Source organism: Leptospira kanakyensis (genome assembly GCF_004769235.1).
Classification (GTDB): domain Bacteria; phylum Spirochaetota; class Leptospiria; order Leptospirales; family Leptospiraceae; genus Leptospira_A; species Leptospira_A kanakyensis.
On the sequence record NZ_RQFG01000005.1, the window covers coordinates 831,780 to 849,803 of the forward strand.

16 protein-coding genes are annotated in these 18,024 nt (G+C 38.3%); 4 read left to right on the forward strand and 12 right to left on the reverse strand.

Going from position 1 to position 18,024, the window contains the following annotated elements; all coding sequences use genetic code 11:
- The 4 genes from EHQ16_RS04540 to EHQ16_RS04555 are packed head-to-tail and all read right to left on the reverse strand — an operon-like array spanning position 1 to position 6,959.
- Positions 1 to 1,104 carry a beta-barrel domain-containing protein gene (locus EHQ16_RS04540; protein ID WP_135635242.1) on the reverse strand — a complete coding sequence of 368 codons (1,104 nt, stop codon included), beginning with the start codon at positions 1,102 to 1,104 and terminating at the stop codon, positions 1 to 3.
- Complete coding sequence (locus tag EHQ16_RS04545; protein ID WP_135635240.1) at positions 1,097 to 4,162, reverse strand: peptidase domain-containing ABC transporter; 3,066 nt, start codon at positions 4,160 to 4,162, stop codon at positions 1,097 to 1,099. Before EHQ16_RS04545 ends, EHQ16_RS04540 begins: the two co-directional genes overlap by 8 nt.
- Positions 4,163 to 5,770, reverse strand: a complete 1,608-nt coding sequence (locus tag EHQ16_RS04550) for a transferase (protein WP_135635238.1) — start codon at positions 5,768 to 5,770, stop codon at positions 4,163 to 4,165.
- A 7-nt stretch (positions 5,771 to 5,777) separates the two neighbouring features.
- Positions 5,778 to 6,959, reverse strand: a complete 1,182-nt coding sequence (locus EHQ16_RS04555; protein WP_135635236.1) for an acetyl-CoA C-acetyltransferase — start codon at positions 6,957 to 6,959, stop codon at positions 5,778 to 5,780.
- A 104-nt stretch (positions 6,960 to 7,063) separates the two neighbouring features.
- Between EHQ16_RS04555 and EHQ16_RS04560 the strand changes: the two genes are divergently transcribed.
- On the forward strand, positions 7,064 to 8,446 hold the full coding sequence (locus EHQ16_RS04560; protein ID WP_244241926.1) for a DUF6938 domain-containing protein: 1,383 nt from the start codon (positions 7,064 to 7,066) through the stop codon (positions 8,444 to 8,446).
- Between the two features lie 6 nt (positions 8,447 to 8,452).
- Here the strand turns inward: EHQ16_RS04560 and EHQ16_RS04565 are convergent, their stop codons facing one another.
- Positions 8,453 to 8,761: an Hpt domain-containing protein gene (locus tag EHQ16_RS04565; RefSeq protein ID WP_135635233.1), complete on the reverse strand. Its 309-nt coding sequence runs from the start codon at positions 8,759 to 8,761 to the stop codon at positions 8,453 to 8,455.
- A 143-nt stretch (positions 8,762 to 8,904) separates the two neighbouring features.
- On the opposite strand from EHQ16_RS04565, the gene lpxA reads away from it, so the two are divergent.
- On the forward strand, positions 8,905 to 9,711 hold the full coding sequence (gene lpxA / locus EHQ16_RS04570; RefSeq protein ID WP_135635231.1) for an acyl-ACP--UDP-N-acetylglucosamine O-acyltransferase: 807 nt from the start codon (positions 8,905 to 8,907) through the stop codon (positions 9,709 to 9,711).
- Positions 9,708 to 10,676 carry a UDP-glucose 4-epimerase GalE gene (galE, locus tag EHQ16_RS04575; protein ID WP_135635229.1) on the forward strand — a complete coding sequence of 323 codons (969 nt, stop codon included), beginning with the start codon at positions 9,708 to 9,710 and terminating at the stop codon, positions 10,674 to 10,676. Before lpxA ends, galE begins: the two co-directional genes overlap by 4 nt.
- On the opposite strand, the gene EHQ16_RS04580 is transcribed toward galE, so the two are convergent.
- From EHQ16_RS04580 to EHQ16_RS04600, 5 genes are read right to left on the reverse strand one after another with little or no spacing between them, the layout of a single operon-like run.
- On the reverse strand, positions 10,671 to 11,471 hold the full coding sequence (locus tag EHQ16_RS04580) for a M15 family metallopeptidase (protein ID WP_244241927.1): 801 nt from the start codon (positions 11,469 to 11,471) through the stop codon (positions 10,671 to 10,673). The genes galE and EHQ16_RS04580 overlap by 6 nt on opposite strands.
- A 14-nt stretch (positions 11,472 to 11,485) precedes the next feature.
- The gene (recG, locus tag EHQ16_RS04585; RefSeq protein WP_135635227.1) at positions 11,486 to 13,555 is read right to left on the reverse strand and encodes an ATP-dependent DNA helicase RecG; all 2,070 of its coding nucleotides are present in this window, start codon (positions 13,553 to 13,555) and stop codon (positions 11,486 to 11,488) included.
- Entirely contained in the window at positions 13,552 to 13,956 is a 405-nt protein-coding gene (locus EHQ16_RS04590) for a hypothetical protein (RefSeq protein ID WP_135635225.1), read from the reverse strand. Before EHQ16_RS04590 ends, recG begins: the two co-directional genes overlap by 4 nt.
- A complete protein-coding gene (locus tag EHQ16_RS04595) occupies positions 13,957 to 14,961 on the reverse strand; it encodes a metallophosphoesterase family protein (RefSeq protein ID WP_135635223.1) in 1,005 nt (334 codons plus the stop codon).
- Positions 14,962 to 15,642: a hypothetical protein gene (locus EHQ16_RS04600; RefSeq protein ID WP_135635221.1), complete on the reverse strand. Its 681-nt coding sequence runs from the start codon at positions 15,640 to 15,642 to the stop codon at positions 14,962 to 14,964.
- A gap of 57 nt (positions 15,643 to 15,699) precedes the next feature.
- On the opposite strand from EHQ16_RS04600, the gene EHQ16_RS04605 reads away from it, so the two are divergent.
- Positions 15,700 to 16,701, forward strand: a complete 1,002-nt coding sequence (locus tag EHQ16_RS04605; RefSeq protein WP_135635219.1) for an NAD(P)H-dependent glycerol-3-phosphate dehydrogenase — start codon at positions 15,700 to 15,702, stop codon at positions 16,699 to 16,701.
- Here EHQ16_RS04605 and EHQ16_RS04610 read toward each other — a convergent pair.
- Together EHQ16_RS04610 and EHQ16_RS04615 are read right to left on the reverse strand one after the other, a co-directional pair.
- A complete protein-coding gene (locus tag EHQ16_RS04610; protein ID WP_135635217.1) occupies positions 16,698 to 17,102 on the reverse strand; it encodes an MAPEG family protein in 405 nt (134 codons plus the stop codon). The two genes, EHQ16_RS04605 and EHQ16_RS04610, sit on opposite strands and share 4 nt — an antisense overlap.
- Positions 17,103 to 17,228: 126 nt before the next feature.
- Complete coding sequence (locus tag EHQ16_RS04615; protein ID WP_135635215.1) at positions 17,229 to 18,023, reverse strand: alpha/beta hydrolase family protein; 795 nt, start codon at positions 18,021 to 18,023, stop codon at positions 17,229 to 17,231.
- Between the last annotated feature and the right edge of the window lies 1 nt (position 18,024).

Below are 18,024 nucleotides of genomic sequence, written 5' to 3' on the forward strand. Positions count from 1 at the left end.
TTAATTCCTAGGATCAGCATAACGAAACAAAATTTGATAAATACTTTTTCTATCGATTACAATATCCGCAACAACCTTTAGGCCAGGAAACAACTGGAATTCCTTTCCATCTTGATTTAAATCTTGTGTTCCTAAAATCAATACAACAGAAAAAGAATCTTTGTCTGTTGTATTAGGAATGATTTGAGAAACAGTTCCTGCCACAACGCCAAAGTCATTTTGATGAAATGCCTTTACTTTAATCACAGACTTCAAACCAATACGAACAGCAGCAATGTCTTTACTACTTACTTCTACGATTGCTTCTAATGGTTGACCTTCTTCCATTAATGAAGCAACAGTTTGTCCACGAATGATATTTTGCCCAACGTTATTAACAGAAAGTTCACCAATGATACCAGAAAAAGGCATACGAATGATGGCATTCGCAACTCTTTCTCGTTTTAACTTTGTATCACCTCTAAGACTAGAAATCACATTTTCTTCTCTTTGGATTTCATCTTTTAGATTTCCAAATTCTTCATTAAACTCTAATAAATTTTGATCGTAAATAAACTTAGCACCAACTCCATTTTGAAAATCCATAAATGCCTTTTTAAGATTTACAAATTTATTCAAAACACCACCCGACAAAGCTGATCCAGAATTATTTTCTAAATTATAAGCTAGATTCTTTAAAATTTTCTCTGCTTCTCTTTTGTTACGAATGAGGCGTTGTAATTTTTTTTCTTCATAATCTAAGTTATTTGTATCCTTAGATAATTCAATTTGTTGTTCCGAAAATTCTAACTCCATAATGGGATCTCCCTTTTTAAGAAAATCCCCTGACTTCACATATAAATTAGTGAGTGTTCCCGTCTCCAAAGCTTCTACCATATAATAGTTACCTTTTGGACGAATGGAACCTGTTGCTTCCACAACAACATCAACTCTTCCAAAAATTAAAAACAGAATGAAACAAATAAAAAATGTAGTTATAAGGTAAATACCCTTCCTCTCCCAATTGGGTGCAGGATGTTTCAATAACTCATCATAATAGGAAGCAGAGTGTCGAGATTCCCAATTAGAATCTGTTTCTTTTATGTTTTTAAATTTTTTAAACATCTTTATCCCCTTCGCTTAATGTAGGAAACAAATGGTAATAAAAACCTTTGGTAGTGATTAACTCAGCATGAGTTCCCATCTCAACAACTCGACCTTCATCTAAAACGATTATTTTATCTGCACTGACTGTACTATGAAGCCGATGAGAAATTTGAATGACAGTTCTATCCTGAAATACAGTTTCCCATTGTGATTGGATATGAGATTCTGTTTCTGAATCAAGTGCTGAAGTTGGTTCATCCAAAAATAGAATACTTGGATTTGTTACAAGAGCCCGAGCTATGGCTAAACGTTGCCTTTGTCCACCAGAAAGCCCAATTCCCGATTCCCCAATTTTTGTTTCGTATTTCATTGGAAATCTTTCAACAAATTGATCTACTGAGGCAAGTTTTGCACCAGCTAACAATGATTCTAAATTAAGTGAAGGATTTTTTTTCGCAAGATTCTCAGTGATACTCCCTGAAAAAAGTATAGGGTTTTGTTCCACTGCCCCAAATTGAATTCTTACTTCTTCAGGATCTAGGGTAGAAAGATCAAAAGAATCTACAAATACCTTCCCTTTCGTAGGAGTGAGAGTTCCCATAAGAATCCTCATAAGCGTAGACTTACCACAACCACTTCTTCCGACAATGGCAATCTTTTCTCCCGCTTCAATTTCAAAATTGATATCAGATAATATTTCTGGACTTGTTTCTGAATATCGAAAACTAATATGATCTAAAGTAATTTTCCCTGATAATCTCGGTAGTTCACCAAACGGACGTTGGCTGACAATTTCACCAGGAAGTGAATAAATTTCAGTAAGTCGCATCCTGGCTTCTCGTAGTTCACTCAAATCCTCATAAACATGGCATAATCTGACTATTGGTTCCATTAGGAGTGAATACAAAACTAAAAATGCTAAAAAACTTCCTAAACTTAATGATTCATCTAAAACATCACTGACACCGAAAGTAATCACCGCGATCAAACCCATTTGTTCAAAAAACTTACTCACGAGTTCCAATACATGGACTCGTTTCCCCACTCTTAAATTGGTAAGGATGGTTCTAGCTATTTCATTAAGGCCTTTTGAAAGATACCGACTTTCCATTGCAGCGGATTTGATCAGTGGCATCCCTGCAAACAATGAAAGGAAAAATGAAGTTGTTTTCTTTTTGGATTCAAAACTATGTTTTTGTAATTTTTTTATTTTTGCGCTCGAACGAACAACAAACAACGAATAAACAATTAGAAAAAAGAGTCCAACAAATGTTAAAGAGTTATCCAATCTAAATAAAATAAAAAGATAAATTGGTAAGGTTACTAAATCTAAAATTAAAAATAGACCCGATCTCTGTGTGATTTCCAAAATTCTTTGGTTTTCTTTTAATCTTTGGGTAAAGTCACCTGTTTCAAATTTTCGAAATTCTGGTAAGGTTAAGTTTAGAATGTGTTGGAAAAAACGAACAAAATAATTATACTCCAAACTTTGCATAAGCCCTATGGCAATTAAGTTGCGGAATAAAGAAAACAAGGTTTGGAAAAGGACGGCTAATGCTACTCCAAACACCAAGGTAAATAAAAAGTTACGATCAGAAAAAACAAGTACCTGGTCGACAACCTGACGAACTAAATACGGTAAGGACAAAGTTAAAATTGCTGATAATAAAGTTGCGACCAAAATCCAACGTATTTCTCTTTTTTTAGGACTAAACAACATCCGAAGTTCTTTAAAAAAACTTATCAAACTAACATCGGCCGAAAGGGCCGCAGGAGCTGGTGAAAATTGTAAAATCACCCCATCCCAAATTTTCAAAAACTCTGAGATTGAGAGTTCATAAACTCCTTTGATCGGATGAGAAATAAGAACGGCATCTAATTCTGGTTCGTATAAATATAACAAACAGGGAATGGTTTCATCATCAGTAATAAAAACAGGATTTTCTAAATCGGAAAGTTGTTCAGGTGATAGTTGTTGTTGTTTGGTTAAAAATCCTAATTTTTCTAATTCAATAGCTAACTCAAAAATACCAGGAACTATATTCCTGGTTAATTCATTTTTGATTCTAATTTTCCAGTTTGTTGGTAGTGGTTTATCAAAGGCTCTTAAAGCAAGTTCACTACAAACAAGTCCAACCAATGTAACTTGATCCGTTGTTACTTGTTCAATGTATATTTTCTTAGTTGTTTTTCGAAATTCAAAACGTTTGGAAACAAAAGGGCGGATTGAATTTTCTTCTTTTTCTTTGGCTTTGTAAGTCGAATAACGTAATAGTCGCGACTGAACAATTTCTTCTAACTTGTTTCCTTTTTCAACGCCGATAACTTTTCTGAATACAGAGCCTGGGATTTTATATAATTCGGAATCTTCCGACGCCACTGCACTTGCCAAACGTTTTTGTTGTTTGAAAATGGCAATCTCACCTAAAATATCGCCCGACCGCATAATCGAGATAATTTTCCTAGGGTTTTCTGTTCTTATCTGGACTTTTCCTGATCGAACAATGTAAGCGGCATCTCCATCTTCTCCTTCTGCAAAAATAAAATCACCCTGTTTGATTTTTGCCAGTTGGATGGATTTTAGAATGAGTTTGATTTCTTCTGGAGAAAGTTCTTCGAAAAAACTTAGTTTACGAACATAATAAAACTTTTCTTGTTCTTCTTCTCTATGTTTAGCTTTTTCAGCAATCTCCGGATGCGAATCAACTAACTTTAAAAAACGAGATGTAGGAAGTAATAAAACAATCGAAGGTTCAAGAGCATAATAATCATTTTTTGGTGGAGTTTTTGTGAGAGTGATCCTTTCACCAATAGATTCACCCACTTCGACAAAGGTATGCCTACCGAAATGGCTTTCATTTTTGTTTTGTTTCATACCAAACCGACCAGTTAATACAAAATGAATGTACTCCGGCATTTGGTTTGCTTTGATTAAATTTTGTCCTAACCGAACAAAACGCACTTCGATCGATGGAATTAGGTTTTCTCTTTCTGATTCTTCTAGTTCTGCTAATAAATAATTATTACGAAAAACAGCTCGGATTTTTTCAAGATTTCGCCTAACTTCCGATTGCATTTATTTTTCCGCTAAAATTAACATATGAGTGACAGGAAATTCCAGGGGAATTAAATCTTCCTGCGATTTTGGAATGTCTTTTGACGATGTAAAAATTTTAGTTTTCCCCAAATATCGATTTTCAACCAACCATTCATTCCGATAGGAATGGGACTGGTGCGAAACTTGAAACCCAACAGATTCCAAATGGACTTTCCAATCGCTAAAACTCCAAAAACAAAAGGACTCGTGCATTTCACTTTCCCAGTTGTCGGTATAATCTTTTTTGGAGAGAAATTCACAGACATCGGCTAGTTTCATACGGTAGTATTCTATACCATCGACGGAAAAGACTTCAGTCCTAAGCACATAACCTTCTTCCTTTCGAAAGTCGGATTGAAATCGGAAAAATCTTTCTTTCGTGGATAAGGAATCCAAATACTCTTTGAGATTGGGATAGGAATTTGGTTTTTGTCCTAAATTGGTTCCGTCTGCATCCTGAAACCAAACATAAACTTCCCTATCTTTATCTTCCGGGCCTACAACATCACGGTTGATCCAAACCCCACCCATCGCCAGTTCCAAATACCTGTTCTGAATGAACGAAAGAAGTTTCTCTCGATTTCCATAGGATTCGATTTCATGAGTGAGGGAAGAGGAATGGATGGTATTCATCGTTCCCGCTGGGAAAACAAGGCCACTGACCGCATTTTTCCGTAAGAAAAAAACATTTGGGTTGGGAAACTCTCCGTTTTCTTTTCTTTGTTCACAAACTTGGAAAAGTTGCCTAGCAATCTCTACTCCATAAAAATCGGATTCAAACAAATTGGATTTTTCAGAAGCCAACTTAATCCAAGAACCAACAGCACAGCCAATGTCCCCAATTCGTCCCGGCAAAATATAGTTTTTTGTTTCATTGAACTTTAGTTCGGCGATTAAATCCATCTCTCGAACATAAGTATTATAATCTCTAGACTCAGTAAGATCTCCGTCTTCACCAATTAGTGAATCGGAAAACAACATTTGTATTTTATCCCAAACATTATATACATCCCACAAACGAATACTTGCCGGATCCATATAAGAAACCAAATCCGCTTTTGTTTGATGATCCATTTTTCCATTGGTAGCCAAATCTTCCAAAATCTCCCAAGGGAGTTTTGTGCTAAATTTTTCTTCTCTACCAGGAACTCGTTCTACAGGTAGGATCGAAAATCCTAAACCAGAATATAACTTAAGAACCGGTGTAGAACAAAGTACAGCGGTGTTCATAGGATTTAGGTTGAGTAACATTTCCGATTCTGCTTCAATTTTTTTGATTGTATACGAAGCAAAGTTAGGTGATTGACCAATGTCATCAATAGGGATCACAAAAACTGGAATTTCTAAATCTCTAGAAAAATCCTGGATCATCATAGCACGTTGGTAAAGTGGGAGAGGGTTTCGTCTTGTGTTGTTATGATTGGCGGAAGTGACTGCGAAAATAATAGCAGTGGGAAACTCTGAAATTTGTAGAGGATTTCCCAAATGGTTTTTTACTTCCGAGAGGCCATCCTTCACCAAGCGGTTCAGGTATTCCTTTTGGTACCGTGTCAGTAAATGGTGACGACCCGGAAGTAGTAAATACATTGTTGTTTTAAGCTTTTGGATTTTCTAAAACGATTGCAATTCCTTGGCCACCACCAATACAAAGTGAGGCGACACCGTATTTCACTCCTCGTCTTTGCATCTCTAGTGCCAATGTCAATGTGACACGACTTCCAGAAGCTCCGAGTGGATGACCAATCGCAACAGCCCCACCATTTACGTTCGTAATTTTTGGATCAAGACCCAACTCTTTTTGAACTGCTAAGTACTGTGCTGCAAATGCTTCATTGATTTCAAATAAACCAATGTCTTTTAAACTAAGTCCTGCTTTTTGTAAAGCCGCAGGGATTGCCACTGCCGGACCAATTCCCATCTTTGCTGGTTCACAACCTGCGTGACCCCATGATTTCACAATGGCCAATGGTTCCTTTCCTAATTTTTTTGCTTGGGATGCGGAAGCCACAATCAATGCAGCAGCACCATCATTGATACCGGATGCATTTCCCGCTGTGACAGTTCCGTCTTTTTTGAAAGCAGGTTTCAAGGTTGCTAGTTTTGTAGCTCCCGCTTTTCCTTTGATGAATTCATCTTTATCAAAGACAATAGGATTTTTTCCACTGATTGTGATGGCATGAATTTCATCTTTTAAAATTCCTTTGTTGGTAGCTTCTTCTGCTCTTTCTTGCGAAGTCGCGGCCCAAAGGTCTTGTTCTTCTCTGGAAATTTTGTATTGGTCACTTAAATTTTCAGCAGTCATACCCATAGGAAGTTCTACATATACGTCTGTTAAACCAGTTGCCAATGAATCTTCGAATTCAGTATTTCCATAACGAACTCCGAATCTTGCATTTCTAACCACATAAGGTGCGTTACTCATAGATTCCACACCACCAGCAAGAACTGTATGTGCTTCACCTAACATAATTTTTTTGGCGGCTTGGATGACAGCTTCCATTCCAGAACCACAAAGCCTGTTGAGAGTGAGTGCAGGACTTGCAATCGGAACTCCTGCTTTCAAACCAATGTGTCGTGCTAAATAGATTCCGTCTTTGCCTGTAGGGATAACGTTTCCAAAAATACTTTCTTCAATGAGGGAAGGATCCACGCCAGTCTTTTGAAGTGTCGCTTTTGAAACTTCGACTCCGAGGTCTACGGCACTCAAATCTTTGAGAGTTCCGCCAAAACTACCGAATGCGGATCTAAGTCCGCCCAAAATGTAAACTTGTTCCATAGATACCAGGAATGGCCAAATTTAGTCACCTGTCAGCTAAGAATTGAAATTTCACTTGAAAGAGAATCTGGTATCGTTACACTTCCTGCATGAATCGAGAACCCATGTTCGGCCTGGAAACCGGCTTTTTATCCAAACAAACAGCAAGTCTCATTCGTGGGATCCTCCAAAAAAGGTATTCTATCGGCAAATCTTCCGTTTCTTTGTATTCCTCGCCATCTGAGTTGTATCCTGGATTAGAACTCATTTCCGACAAAGGCACAAATCCCATCCAAAAACGATTGGTGGTCGGTAGCATTCGTATGGGTTACGGCCACCACAGGATGGCTCTTTCTGTTTATTCACATTCCTTAAAAAAACAAATTCCTACTTACCTGCACGACCTACTGGCAATCCAATCGCCAGAAGCCAATGCCATTGCAGACATTGATTCTGGTTATAGTTATTTTTCTCGCCTCAGTGCAGAAATTGGTGGTCCTGTGGAATGGTTGTGGGGTGTGCTTATGTCACAAGGAAATTTAACCTCATTAGAACTCTCTTGCCAATTGGCAGAACTTTATAAAGGACTTATGAATGGAATTCCCACTGACTCCCCTATCATCACCACATATCCGTTAAATGGTCAAATATCCGTAGCTTCAGGATTTCAAAAAACAATCCATCTGATTTGTGATAACTACCCGCAGTATTATTTATTAGTACCGGGGGCACTCAACTTAGTTCAAACTCCTTCGGCTTACACAAAGTTTATAGAGATGGGAGTTCCAAAAGAAAACATTGCAGTCGCAGGTCATTGGGTTTCTGAAGATGTCCTGTCGAATGCTGTCACCGATTGTGAAAATCGTGTTCGTAGGATTGATGCAAAAAAATGCAGAAGGTTTCTCATTCCGATTGGTGGAGCAGGAGCACAAAAAGGTTATGTATTAGATTTAATCCGTTTGAGTAAAAAGAATCTACAGAATAAAAAAGCAGTTTTTTGGATCAATACGGGTGATCATTCCAAAGTTCTCAAATCCATTGAAGAATATTTAATTCTACAAAAAATTCCTTACTTATCCATCAACACTTGGGAAGATTTAATTAAATTTATCGAACGCCATCCTCTTCGTTCTGAAGATAATGAAAACAATCCACCAGTGGTTTTGTTTCATTTTCCATCACATACGGAAGCTTTTTCTGCCACGGACAAACTCATCCGCATTGCAGATGTCCTTGTCACAAAACCTTCGGAGCTCGCCTTCTATCCTGTACCTAAACTATTCATTCGAAGAGTGGGTGATCACGAAGCAGCATCTGTGTTTCGATCTTTAGAACTTGGTGAAGGAACTGTGGAATGCCGTGAAGTGATCCATGCAAAAGAACTAATTCAAATATTTACAGAATCGGATGACTTGTTACTTCGGATGAATGAATCAGTCATAAAAAATATTGTAGAGGGAGTTTATAACGGTAGTAAGACGGCCGTGGAAATAGCGACCGCAAACTAATGGATTTTATTTAGAAAACTTTTGTTCTAATTCTTGTCTGGTGGATTCCCAGATAGCGGCAATTTTTTTACCTTCTTCCACTGCGGAATCAATCTCACCAGTTTTGGCAAAACCTTCGGCTTTGACTACCACTTCAGATAATGCGGCCAAACCAAAATTGGCAGCCACACCTTTGATTTGGTGTAACTCCGCCTGCAATTCCTTGGGTTCTTTGGACACGAGAAGCCCACCCAAATTTTGAACCCGAATTGCCATGTTTTCTAAAAGAGAGGTCATCATCTCTTTTAACCAAGCCTGGTCTTCCGGATCGTTCATATCCACTAAAGATTCTATTCGAGACCAATCTATTAGCAAGTTGCACCTTCCTACCAAAAGTAAACAGACTCTAAAAAGCGTGTAAATTACATTTTAAAAAATCATTTGCATGGCTTCGGAACCGTATTTTTTTGTAAAACACTATGAAAATTCACCCCACTGCCATCATCGATCCGAAGGCGGAACTCCATGAGTCCGTAGAAGTCGGACCATTTTGTATCATTGAGAAAGATGTTAAAATCGGCGAAGGAACCGTCATTGAATCCCATGTCAAAATCCACGCAGGAACACGCATTGGTAAGTTCAATAAACTCTTTTCTGGGGGAAGTTACGGTGGATTACCACAGGATTTAGCGTTCAAACCCGAAACCAAAACCTATTTGGAAATTGGTGACCATAATATTCTAAGAGAAAATGTTGTTTTCCACCGGGGAACTGTGGAAGGAAAAGCTACGACCGTTGGGAATCACAACTATCTAATGGGAAACGTTCACCTTGCTCACGACGTAATTGTTGGTGACCATAACATTATGGTGCAAAACACAATGCTTGCCGGTCATGTTGTCATTGGTGATAAAGTTTTTATCTCCGGATCCGTGGGTGTCCACCAATTTGTCCGAGTTTCTGATTATGCAATGTTAGCTGGACTTACTAAAGTAGTCAAAGATGTTCCTCCTTATGCAACTGTCGACGGACATCCCGGTGCCGTTGTTAGTTTGAACGTTGTGGGAATGAAACGAGCAGGAATTTCTGCTGATGTTCGTTTGGCCATCAAACGCGTTTACAAAGTTATTTACCACAGTGGATTCAATACCAAACAAGCGCTGACCGAATTAAAAAAAGACCCAAATCCTGCACCAGAAGTCCAAAAGATCATCCAATTTTTTGAAACAAGCAAACGTGGTGTTGTCGATCATCGTTTTGTTTCTGGTGGATCTGACGAAGAATGAGAGTTCTCGTTACCGGGGGAGCCGGTTATATTGGAAGCCATATCGTTTTAGAACTTATGGAACTTGGACATGAAATTCTCGTTGTTGATGATATGGAAAAAGGAAACGAAGCTAATTTGTTTCCAGGAAATGAATTCATCAAAGGGGAAATCCAAAATCCAGAAGTCTTAAAACAGGCATTTACAAAAAAAATCGATGCGGTATTTCACTTTGCGGCTTGGAAAGCTGCTGGTGAATCCATGACAGATCCATTAAAGTACACAATGAACAACTTAAATGGAACCTTTACTTTGTTAGATGCAATGGTAAAGTATGATTGTAAATACTTTGTTTTTTCTTCCTCAGCAGCAGTGTATGGAGCACCAAAATACCTTCCTATCGACGAAAAACATCCTTTGAATCCAGAAAACTACTACGGATATACAAAGTTATGTATTGAAGAAAACTTAGAATGGTTTGATAAATTAAAAGGATTAAAATCAGCGAGATTACGTTATTTTAATGCAGCAGGTTACGATCCCAAAGGTAGAATCAGAGGTATTGAAAAAACTCCCGCCAATTTATTACCTATCATTATGGAAGCAGCAACTGGAATTCGTAATGGTTATGAAATTTTTGGAACCGATTACGAAACAGAAGATGGAACTTGTGTTCGTGATTACATCCATGTTTCTGATTTAGCCAAGGCTCATGTTCTGGCGTTGGACTATATCATATCGAAAAATCAAAGTTTAACGGTAAATTTAGGATCGGAAGCTGGTTATTCAGTTAAAGAAATGGCTGATCTTTCTGAAAAAGTAGTTGGTAAAACCATCTCTCACAAAACAGGCCCTAGGCGAGCGGGCGATCCTGCAAAACTATTGGCATCCTCTGCAAAAGCGAGAGAACTTTTGAATTGGAAACCTATTTACAGTGATGCAGAAACTTTACTTTCTAGTATGTGGAGCCTTTACAAAACCCTATAACGAAGGGTTTTGAATTTTTTCACAATCCGGGTTTATGGAACGAACATAATCCAAAGCCCGGTTCCCTAAAACATCAGCACCTAAAAAACTTCCCGTCAATTGAATCTCTCCTGATTCAAATCCCTTAACCCATTCTTTGGTGAGTTGGTTAGAAATAGGAGCGTAAGACCAGTGCCACTTCTCTTCTTGGTATCCCTTATTGTTCCTAGTCGATAAACTACTGTAAGGTTGACAAAAGCCATATTTTGCTGCATTTTGTTTGAGCCAATCGTAAAGGATTTTCCCTTTTCCCGTTTCTTCGAAATAAGCATTGTCTAATGCATTGATATCGAAATCAGTTCCCCAGTGGTGACGAGAGGTTCCAGGTGCACTAGAAAATTCTAAAATCAAACCGATGATCTCTTCTGGAGTTTTTCCTTTGATGGGGATACGCATGGCTTTTTTACCAGTGAACTTAGATTCCCAAATTGCTTTTTGGTGAGTAAAATTACGGAAAGAAGATACTAAAAAGATATGTTGTTTGTAAGAACTTGGTTTGGAATCTTCAAAATCATTGACCATTTGATGTAGGGCTTTTTTTACTTCCGGCCTTAGAAAATGGTCTTTTCCATTTTCTTCCAGGATAACAGGCGCTAACGGCCCAGGTGAATTAAATTTACCAGTCAAATAAGAGGTTTTTTCAAGACCTAAATACAAATCCGTTTTGGATGGTTTGACTGGTTTTTCTCCGCAAACTAAAAAGAAAGAAACAAACAACAGAGATACATACTTAGTTCGGAACATAGTTAAGTTCATTAAAAATTTACGGATTAATTAGCAAATAAAAATTTGCCTTCGCTGAATCTTGTACTCAATTCCATCAGTTCTTTTGGATCGTCCAAAGGAAAAGAAGAAGCGTCTTCTTTGGCTTCATCAAGTAAGTTACGATCCGATACCAAATCGGCAATTTTAAATTCAGGCAGTCCACTTTGTTTGACTCCGAGAAGTTCACCAGGTCCTCGGATGGCTAAATCTTTTTCTGCCAAATAGTACCCATCATTAGAAGCAACAAGTGCTTCCAACCGATCTCGTCCTTCATCACTAATAAAATCACCGGTCATTAGAATACAAAAACTTTCGATATCACTTCTTCCCACGCGACCACGTAACTGGTGTAATTGGGAAATTCCAAACCGGTCGGCATGTTCCACTACTAAAATAGTGGCATTGGGAACATCCACTCCCACTTCCACAACTGTTGTTGTCACAAGGATTTGGATTTCTCCCGATTTGAATTTTTCCATAACAGATTCTTTTTCTGCACTTTTCATTTTCCCATGTAACAAACCAATTTTTAAATCAGGAAAAATATTGGTTCGTAAATTTTCATAAGCAACCGTACAAGATTCCAAATCTACCTTTTCTGATTCTTCTACTAAGGGATACACAATATAACACTGTCTACCCGATCCTACATACTTACGAATCGAATTATAAACTCCTGTCCTTCGGTCTTCTTTATACCATCTTGTATCAATGGGTTTACGGCCTTTGGGTTTGGTTTTTATATTTACGAGTGATAGATCCCCATACAAAGTCAGGCAAAGAGTTCGCGGGATCGGTGTGGCCGTCATTGCGAGGATATCAGGATTTTTTCCTTTCGAACGTATGGTTTCCCGTTGATCCACTCCAAACTTATGTTGTTCATCAATCACAACAAGCCCAAGGTCAGAAAAAATCACATCTTCCTGTAGTAAGGAATGTGTTCCAATGATGATATTGGATTCGCCCGATTTGATCCTTGCCAGTTTCTCCGAACGAGTTTTTTTGTTTTCTCCACCAAGCAGCAGTTCAATGCCAAGGAATGGCATATTTCCCATAAATTTATAAATGGTTTGGTAGTGTTGGCGTGCTAAAATTTCCGTCGGAGCTAAAAATACCACTTGGATGTGATTATCAATATAGTGAAGACCAATGAGTAAGGCCGTAATGGTTTTTCCAGAACCCACATCCCCTTGGAGTAAAAAGGCAGCCGGAGAATCTGAACTCGTTTGGGATAGAATGGTATTTACAGCAACTTTTTGATCTTCTGTCAATTCGAAGGGAAGATTTTTTTCCAAATTCTCTCTGGAAGGGGATTTGGGTAGTGGCCATAACAATCGCTTTACTTTTTGACGTTCTCTTTGTTTGTATAACAATAATCTTTGGAAATAAAAAAACTCTTCATAAGCAAATCGTTTCCGTGCAATTTGTACGGCTTCCATGGTTTCAGGAAAATGGATTTCATGAAAGGCTTTGTCACGACCAAGCAAGGATCGTTTTTTGACTAGTTTTTGTGGGAGATTTTCCGTGATCTCTCCCCCTTCCAAAACTTGATGTATGAGTTTTCGTAATCCTTTGGAATCAAGACCGTCTTCTTTGAGTGCTTCCGTAGAAGGATAAAGAGGAATGATTCGACCTGCATGGATGGAATCTTCCGGATCATCTTTGTCCGACAAAAATTCATACTCGGGATGGACAATTTGATAACCTTTAAAGTATTCAAGTTTCCCCGAAATCACAACCTTTCGATCGACTGTGAATATCTTATGAAAAAAATTTACACCGCGAAAGAATACCAAATTGATTCTTTCATTATTTAAGGTTCTAAACCCAACAAGTAACCGGCTTTTTTTTCCATGTACAATATAACTATCAGCAATGGAACCAAGTAAGGTGACCACATCCCCTTGTTTTAAAATGATGTCTTTTGTAAAATTACGATCTAGGTACCGACGAGGAAAATAAGTCAGGAGTTCAAAGAAAGTTGAGATTCCATGTTCCAGAAGGACCGACTTTCGTTTGGGTCCAATCCCTTTGAGAGAAGATAAACTTTGTGATAAATCAAGTCCTTGTTTCATAACTCATCCGTGGGTGTGGGGGGCCCAAAGCCATTGTCATTAACTGCGGGAGAAGAATCCGTATTCGTTTTTTCTGAATCCAAAATCAAATAACAATACTTACATCCATAAATTTGAGCCTGTTTTTTTCCTTCACTGTTTGTATAAGCAGAAATGGCAGCATATAAAAATTCGTTTTTGTTTAATACAGTCCCACAAACAGGACATAGGCGAAGGCGCGGTAATTTTGGATCTTTTTCCTTTCCGTAAACTTTTCTCGGATCACCTACACGCAAATTTCCTTCTTTTGCGAGACGTTCCTTTTCCTTTTTGTCTAAACTTTGGTTGTCAACAGCAGAAAGGGCATACAAAAAGAAAGCTACTGTAAATAGGACACCACAAATCGTAAGAAAGGTGACCATTTAATTACCTCGAATGTAATCTTCTGAACTCACTGTGGAAATGGGATTTTGTGAAATAAGTTTCAAATGTTTTTCAGTACAATCCACTTCGATCAGTGTATGCCAATCCTCTCCTCGCAATTGACAAAGATTCGATTGTACGACATCTTTCCCATCCAAAATGATTTCTGCATAATACCCACCTTCTTGAAATCCATGTAAGGAATCTACGGCACCAAAGTTAGATGGGTTGATAAAAACTGTGTTTCTTGTTTTTTTGATTCCTTGGTCTTCATGGACATGACCTGAAACCACAAGAGAAGGAGATTCATCATCCAAATACCGACGAATCCCTTGGCTTCCACATTTTCCTACACCAGGAATGTTATCAAAATATCCATAAGCCGGGTTATGAATCCAACAAATGTCTGGCATTTCTTGTCGAAAAAAATCTTCCGGTTCGCTATAGTTTTTTCCGTTTTTGGTATATTCATGGAAAACAACTGTTAGTTTTTCAGGAATCCCAGATGTCCAAATGGGAGCACCACCATAACCAGAAACTTTTAAATTTCCAAAATCAAAACTTTTTCGATGAACTTCGCGTTGGTAGAGTTCTGTGTATTGTAAATCCAAATCATAATTTCCCGGCAAACAATACACAGGCGACTTTGCATATTTGATGATAAGTTTTTCGATGATTTCATATTTTTCTTTCATCGTTTTGGCAGCAAGTTTATACAAGTCTCGATACTTATGGGATTTTTCTACAATGGCAGTGGAATACTTTTCAGGAAAACGAATGGCATGAGTTGTAAAATCAAAAGGAGTAGAATCATCCTTTCTTTCCGTTAATAAATAATATAACTCTTCCTGTACTCCACAAAAATCAATGATACGATCAAAAGAAAAAAATGCCTTATATATAATATCTCCGGAAAACAAATACAAATCTGCTTCTGTTGTTTGCAGGATTCGTTTCAAACCATGAAGACCATCATGGATATCCGTTAGATAAATGATTTTCATTTATTCATTTTCCCAAAGTAACATCTGAATGTCTCGGTCTTCTTCAATATAATCGATCTTTAAATATTCAGGACCAAAAAAATCCACAAGTGGTTTTAAGATGGTGGAAGATCTTACAAAAATATATAGTTCGTTATTATCTCCAATGATGTATTGGATATCAATTTTTCCGGCAATGGAGGGAACCAAATTTAAAAAATAATTTAGATCGAATAAAATTTCCCACTGTAAACCAGTGATCGAAAGTAGATGAGGTGCTGCATTTAAGATGGATTCAAAAACCTTTTTTTTATGGAAAGGATCCACTTTACCAAACCACCTAACAAAGTCGAATCGTCTTGGTTTTGTATCCCAAACCCGATACCCAACAATTTTCAAACGAGCTTTGTTGTCTTTAACGGAAACAGGTTTTAGGCGGACTCGGTATTTAATCGATTCCACTTTCAAAAAACGAGCGATCCAGAGCCAACCCATTCGGTAAACTCCAGTCATAATGACTTCACCCTTGGCAGAAGAGACTTCCAAACTCTCTAAATCGGGATCCTCCGCAATGATTTCTGTCGATATGACCTTTCGTAAGCTACCCAAAAGCAGGGTAACTTTATAATTACTCTTTGGGACCACTTTGGGTGGCAAAAAGAGATTCAGCGGATTGAAACGGAGAAGATCCGTTAAAAGCATATTTTAATTTTTATTTTCTATTGCCTTTTTGGAAAGCAGATTTAGAATACAGAACTCATGAAGATTGGTATCATTGGCGCCGGAAGTTTTGGCACTGCACTAGGTAGTATTTTAGCGGACAAGGGTTATGACGTGACCCTTTGGACAAGAAGCGAGGATCAAGCAAGATCCATCAATGAAAACCATATGAATTCCAAACAAATGCCCGATTTGGTGCTTCCGGAGAAATTAAAAGCGGATACGAACCTCATCCATGTTGTGAAAGACAAGGAGATGATTGTCTCGGCTCCTCCAAGCCATGCGCTTTCGGGAATTTTAAAAGAAATTAAGGATCATATCCCTCCAAAGGTGCCTATCGTTTCTGCCTCTAAGGGGATAGAAAACGAAAGCCTCAGACTGGTATCGGAAATTTTTGAATCCGAACTTCCTGGACAATTCCATTCCCAACTCTCGTATCTTTCAGGCCCCAGTTTTGCCAAAGAAATGGTGAAACGAGTTCCAACCATTGTTTCTATCGCATCTAAAAACGAAGCCACCGCCAAACGAGTGCAAGAGATCTTTAGTTTTACTTATTTTAGAACCTATTGGACCCCCGATGTTGTGGGTGTCGAAGTAGGCGGTGCTTTAAAAAACGTAATCGCCATTGCTGCAGGAGTTGCTGATGGACTCGGGTTTGGACAAAATACGAGGGCCGCTCTCATCACACGCGGGTTAAACGAAATCTCGCGGATAGGAATCAAAATGGGTGCCGATCCTATGACCTTCCTTGGACCGTCTGGTATGGGGGATTTGGTTCTCACTTGTTGCGGGGAAGCATCGCGTAACAGAACTGTTGGATTTCGATTGGGTAAGGGCGAAAAACTAAAAGAAATTTTAGCTTCTATGAATGAAGTAGCGGAAGGTGTCAAAACCACACTTTCTGCAAAAAATCTTTCTGACAAACTGGGTGTGGAGATGGCCATCACCCAGGAAGTCTATCGAATGTTATACGAAGATAAAGACCCAAAAGAAGTGGTAAAAGCTCTTATGGGTCGTGACCTCAAACGGGAAGGTGTCTAAAAAAGACGCACCAGTAAAACTATATAAGTGAATATTTGGGTCATATAAAATGTAAACCGAATGTTCACTGCCCATACACTAGTAGAAGTTAAATGAGTGAGGGATTGTAAAACCCTTGCTCCTAAAATCACAAGGCCAGCTTGGTTTACAAAACTATCAATCATACCTAAGTTGGCTGTTAAAAAAACCACTGCCACAAATAAGGGAAGGTTTTCCAAACTGTTGAGGTGAGCTCTGTTGATTCTCCAATAAAAATCAGAACCATGTTGGATCCCCGCAGGGAATTCATTTGATTTCTTTTTACCAAGTAACACTTGTACACTTCGATATGAAGTTAAAAATACTCCAAGCCCCAATGCCCAAAGTGTAAATCCGATGAGTGTAAGATAAATGGTTTCCACAAATCCTCCTTTTGTATCAGAACCAAATCATCTTAGTTCTGAAGATACAGGTGGAGATTCTAAATGACTCTAATTCATTTGTAAACTAATTAAATGAAATTCTTGGTTGGATCTGAATGCTTTCTTTTAAAACCCAATCTTTTGGATCTGTTTCCAAACGGTAAGCCATGAGGATGAAAAAAAATGGTCAGGGGCTTCTGGAATTTCGATACAGTTCAGTCCGTTCTCTTTTGCAAAACTGACGCTGTATTCTTTCGGAAACCACTTATCAACTTTCGGTAGAAAGATTGTGTAATGAGTTCTTTTTTGAATGACGGAGGTATCTACCACAAACCCAGGTAAAAAAAGATTTTTTAAAAACTGAGATAAATCATCTAACCGAATTCTAGAGTTTTGGATGGGAACATTCAGATGACCAACATTTCCACCCTCTAACCACAGAGAGTTCGAAAGAGTCTCTAATATCTGTTTGTTGGGTTTTTCTTCATCTGAAATTCCGGGTTTTAAGAGGAGGCGACTAAACTCTTCAATGGAACCTGATTCGTATAAATACCGAAGGCTAAGGACACTATCCAAAATGGGAGAAAGTAAAAACAATTTTTGAAAGGGAACTTCTTTGGCATACATCATGAGGGCAGCCCCTCCTCCACTATGCCCGATCCCATACAATTCTTTATTTGTATATCCGCGCTCTTTCAGATAAACATTTAACAACGATATGGCGGTTTTGGGATCGTAGATTCCCTTTGAATTTCCATGAGAAGGAGGATTGAAACGAACAAGCCTAAGGCCTAGTACTTCTAGTTCACTATCACGAATCCGAAACGATCTCGCATTGCCACCAGTGCTTGGCCAAAGAACAAGAACACCTCTCGCCTCTTCTTGTGAGGCTCCCGACTCAATGATTTCTAAAGAATCCAAT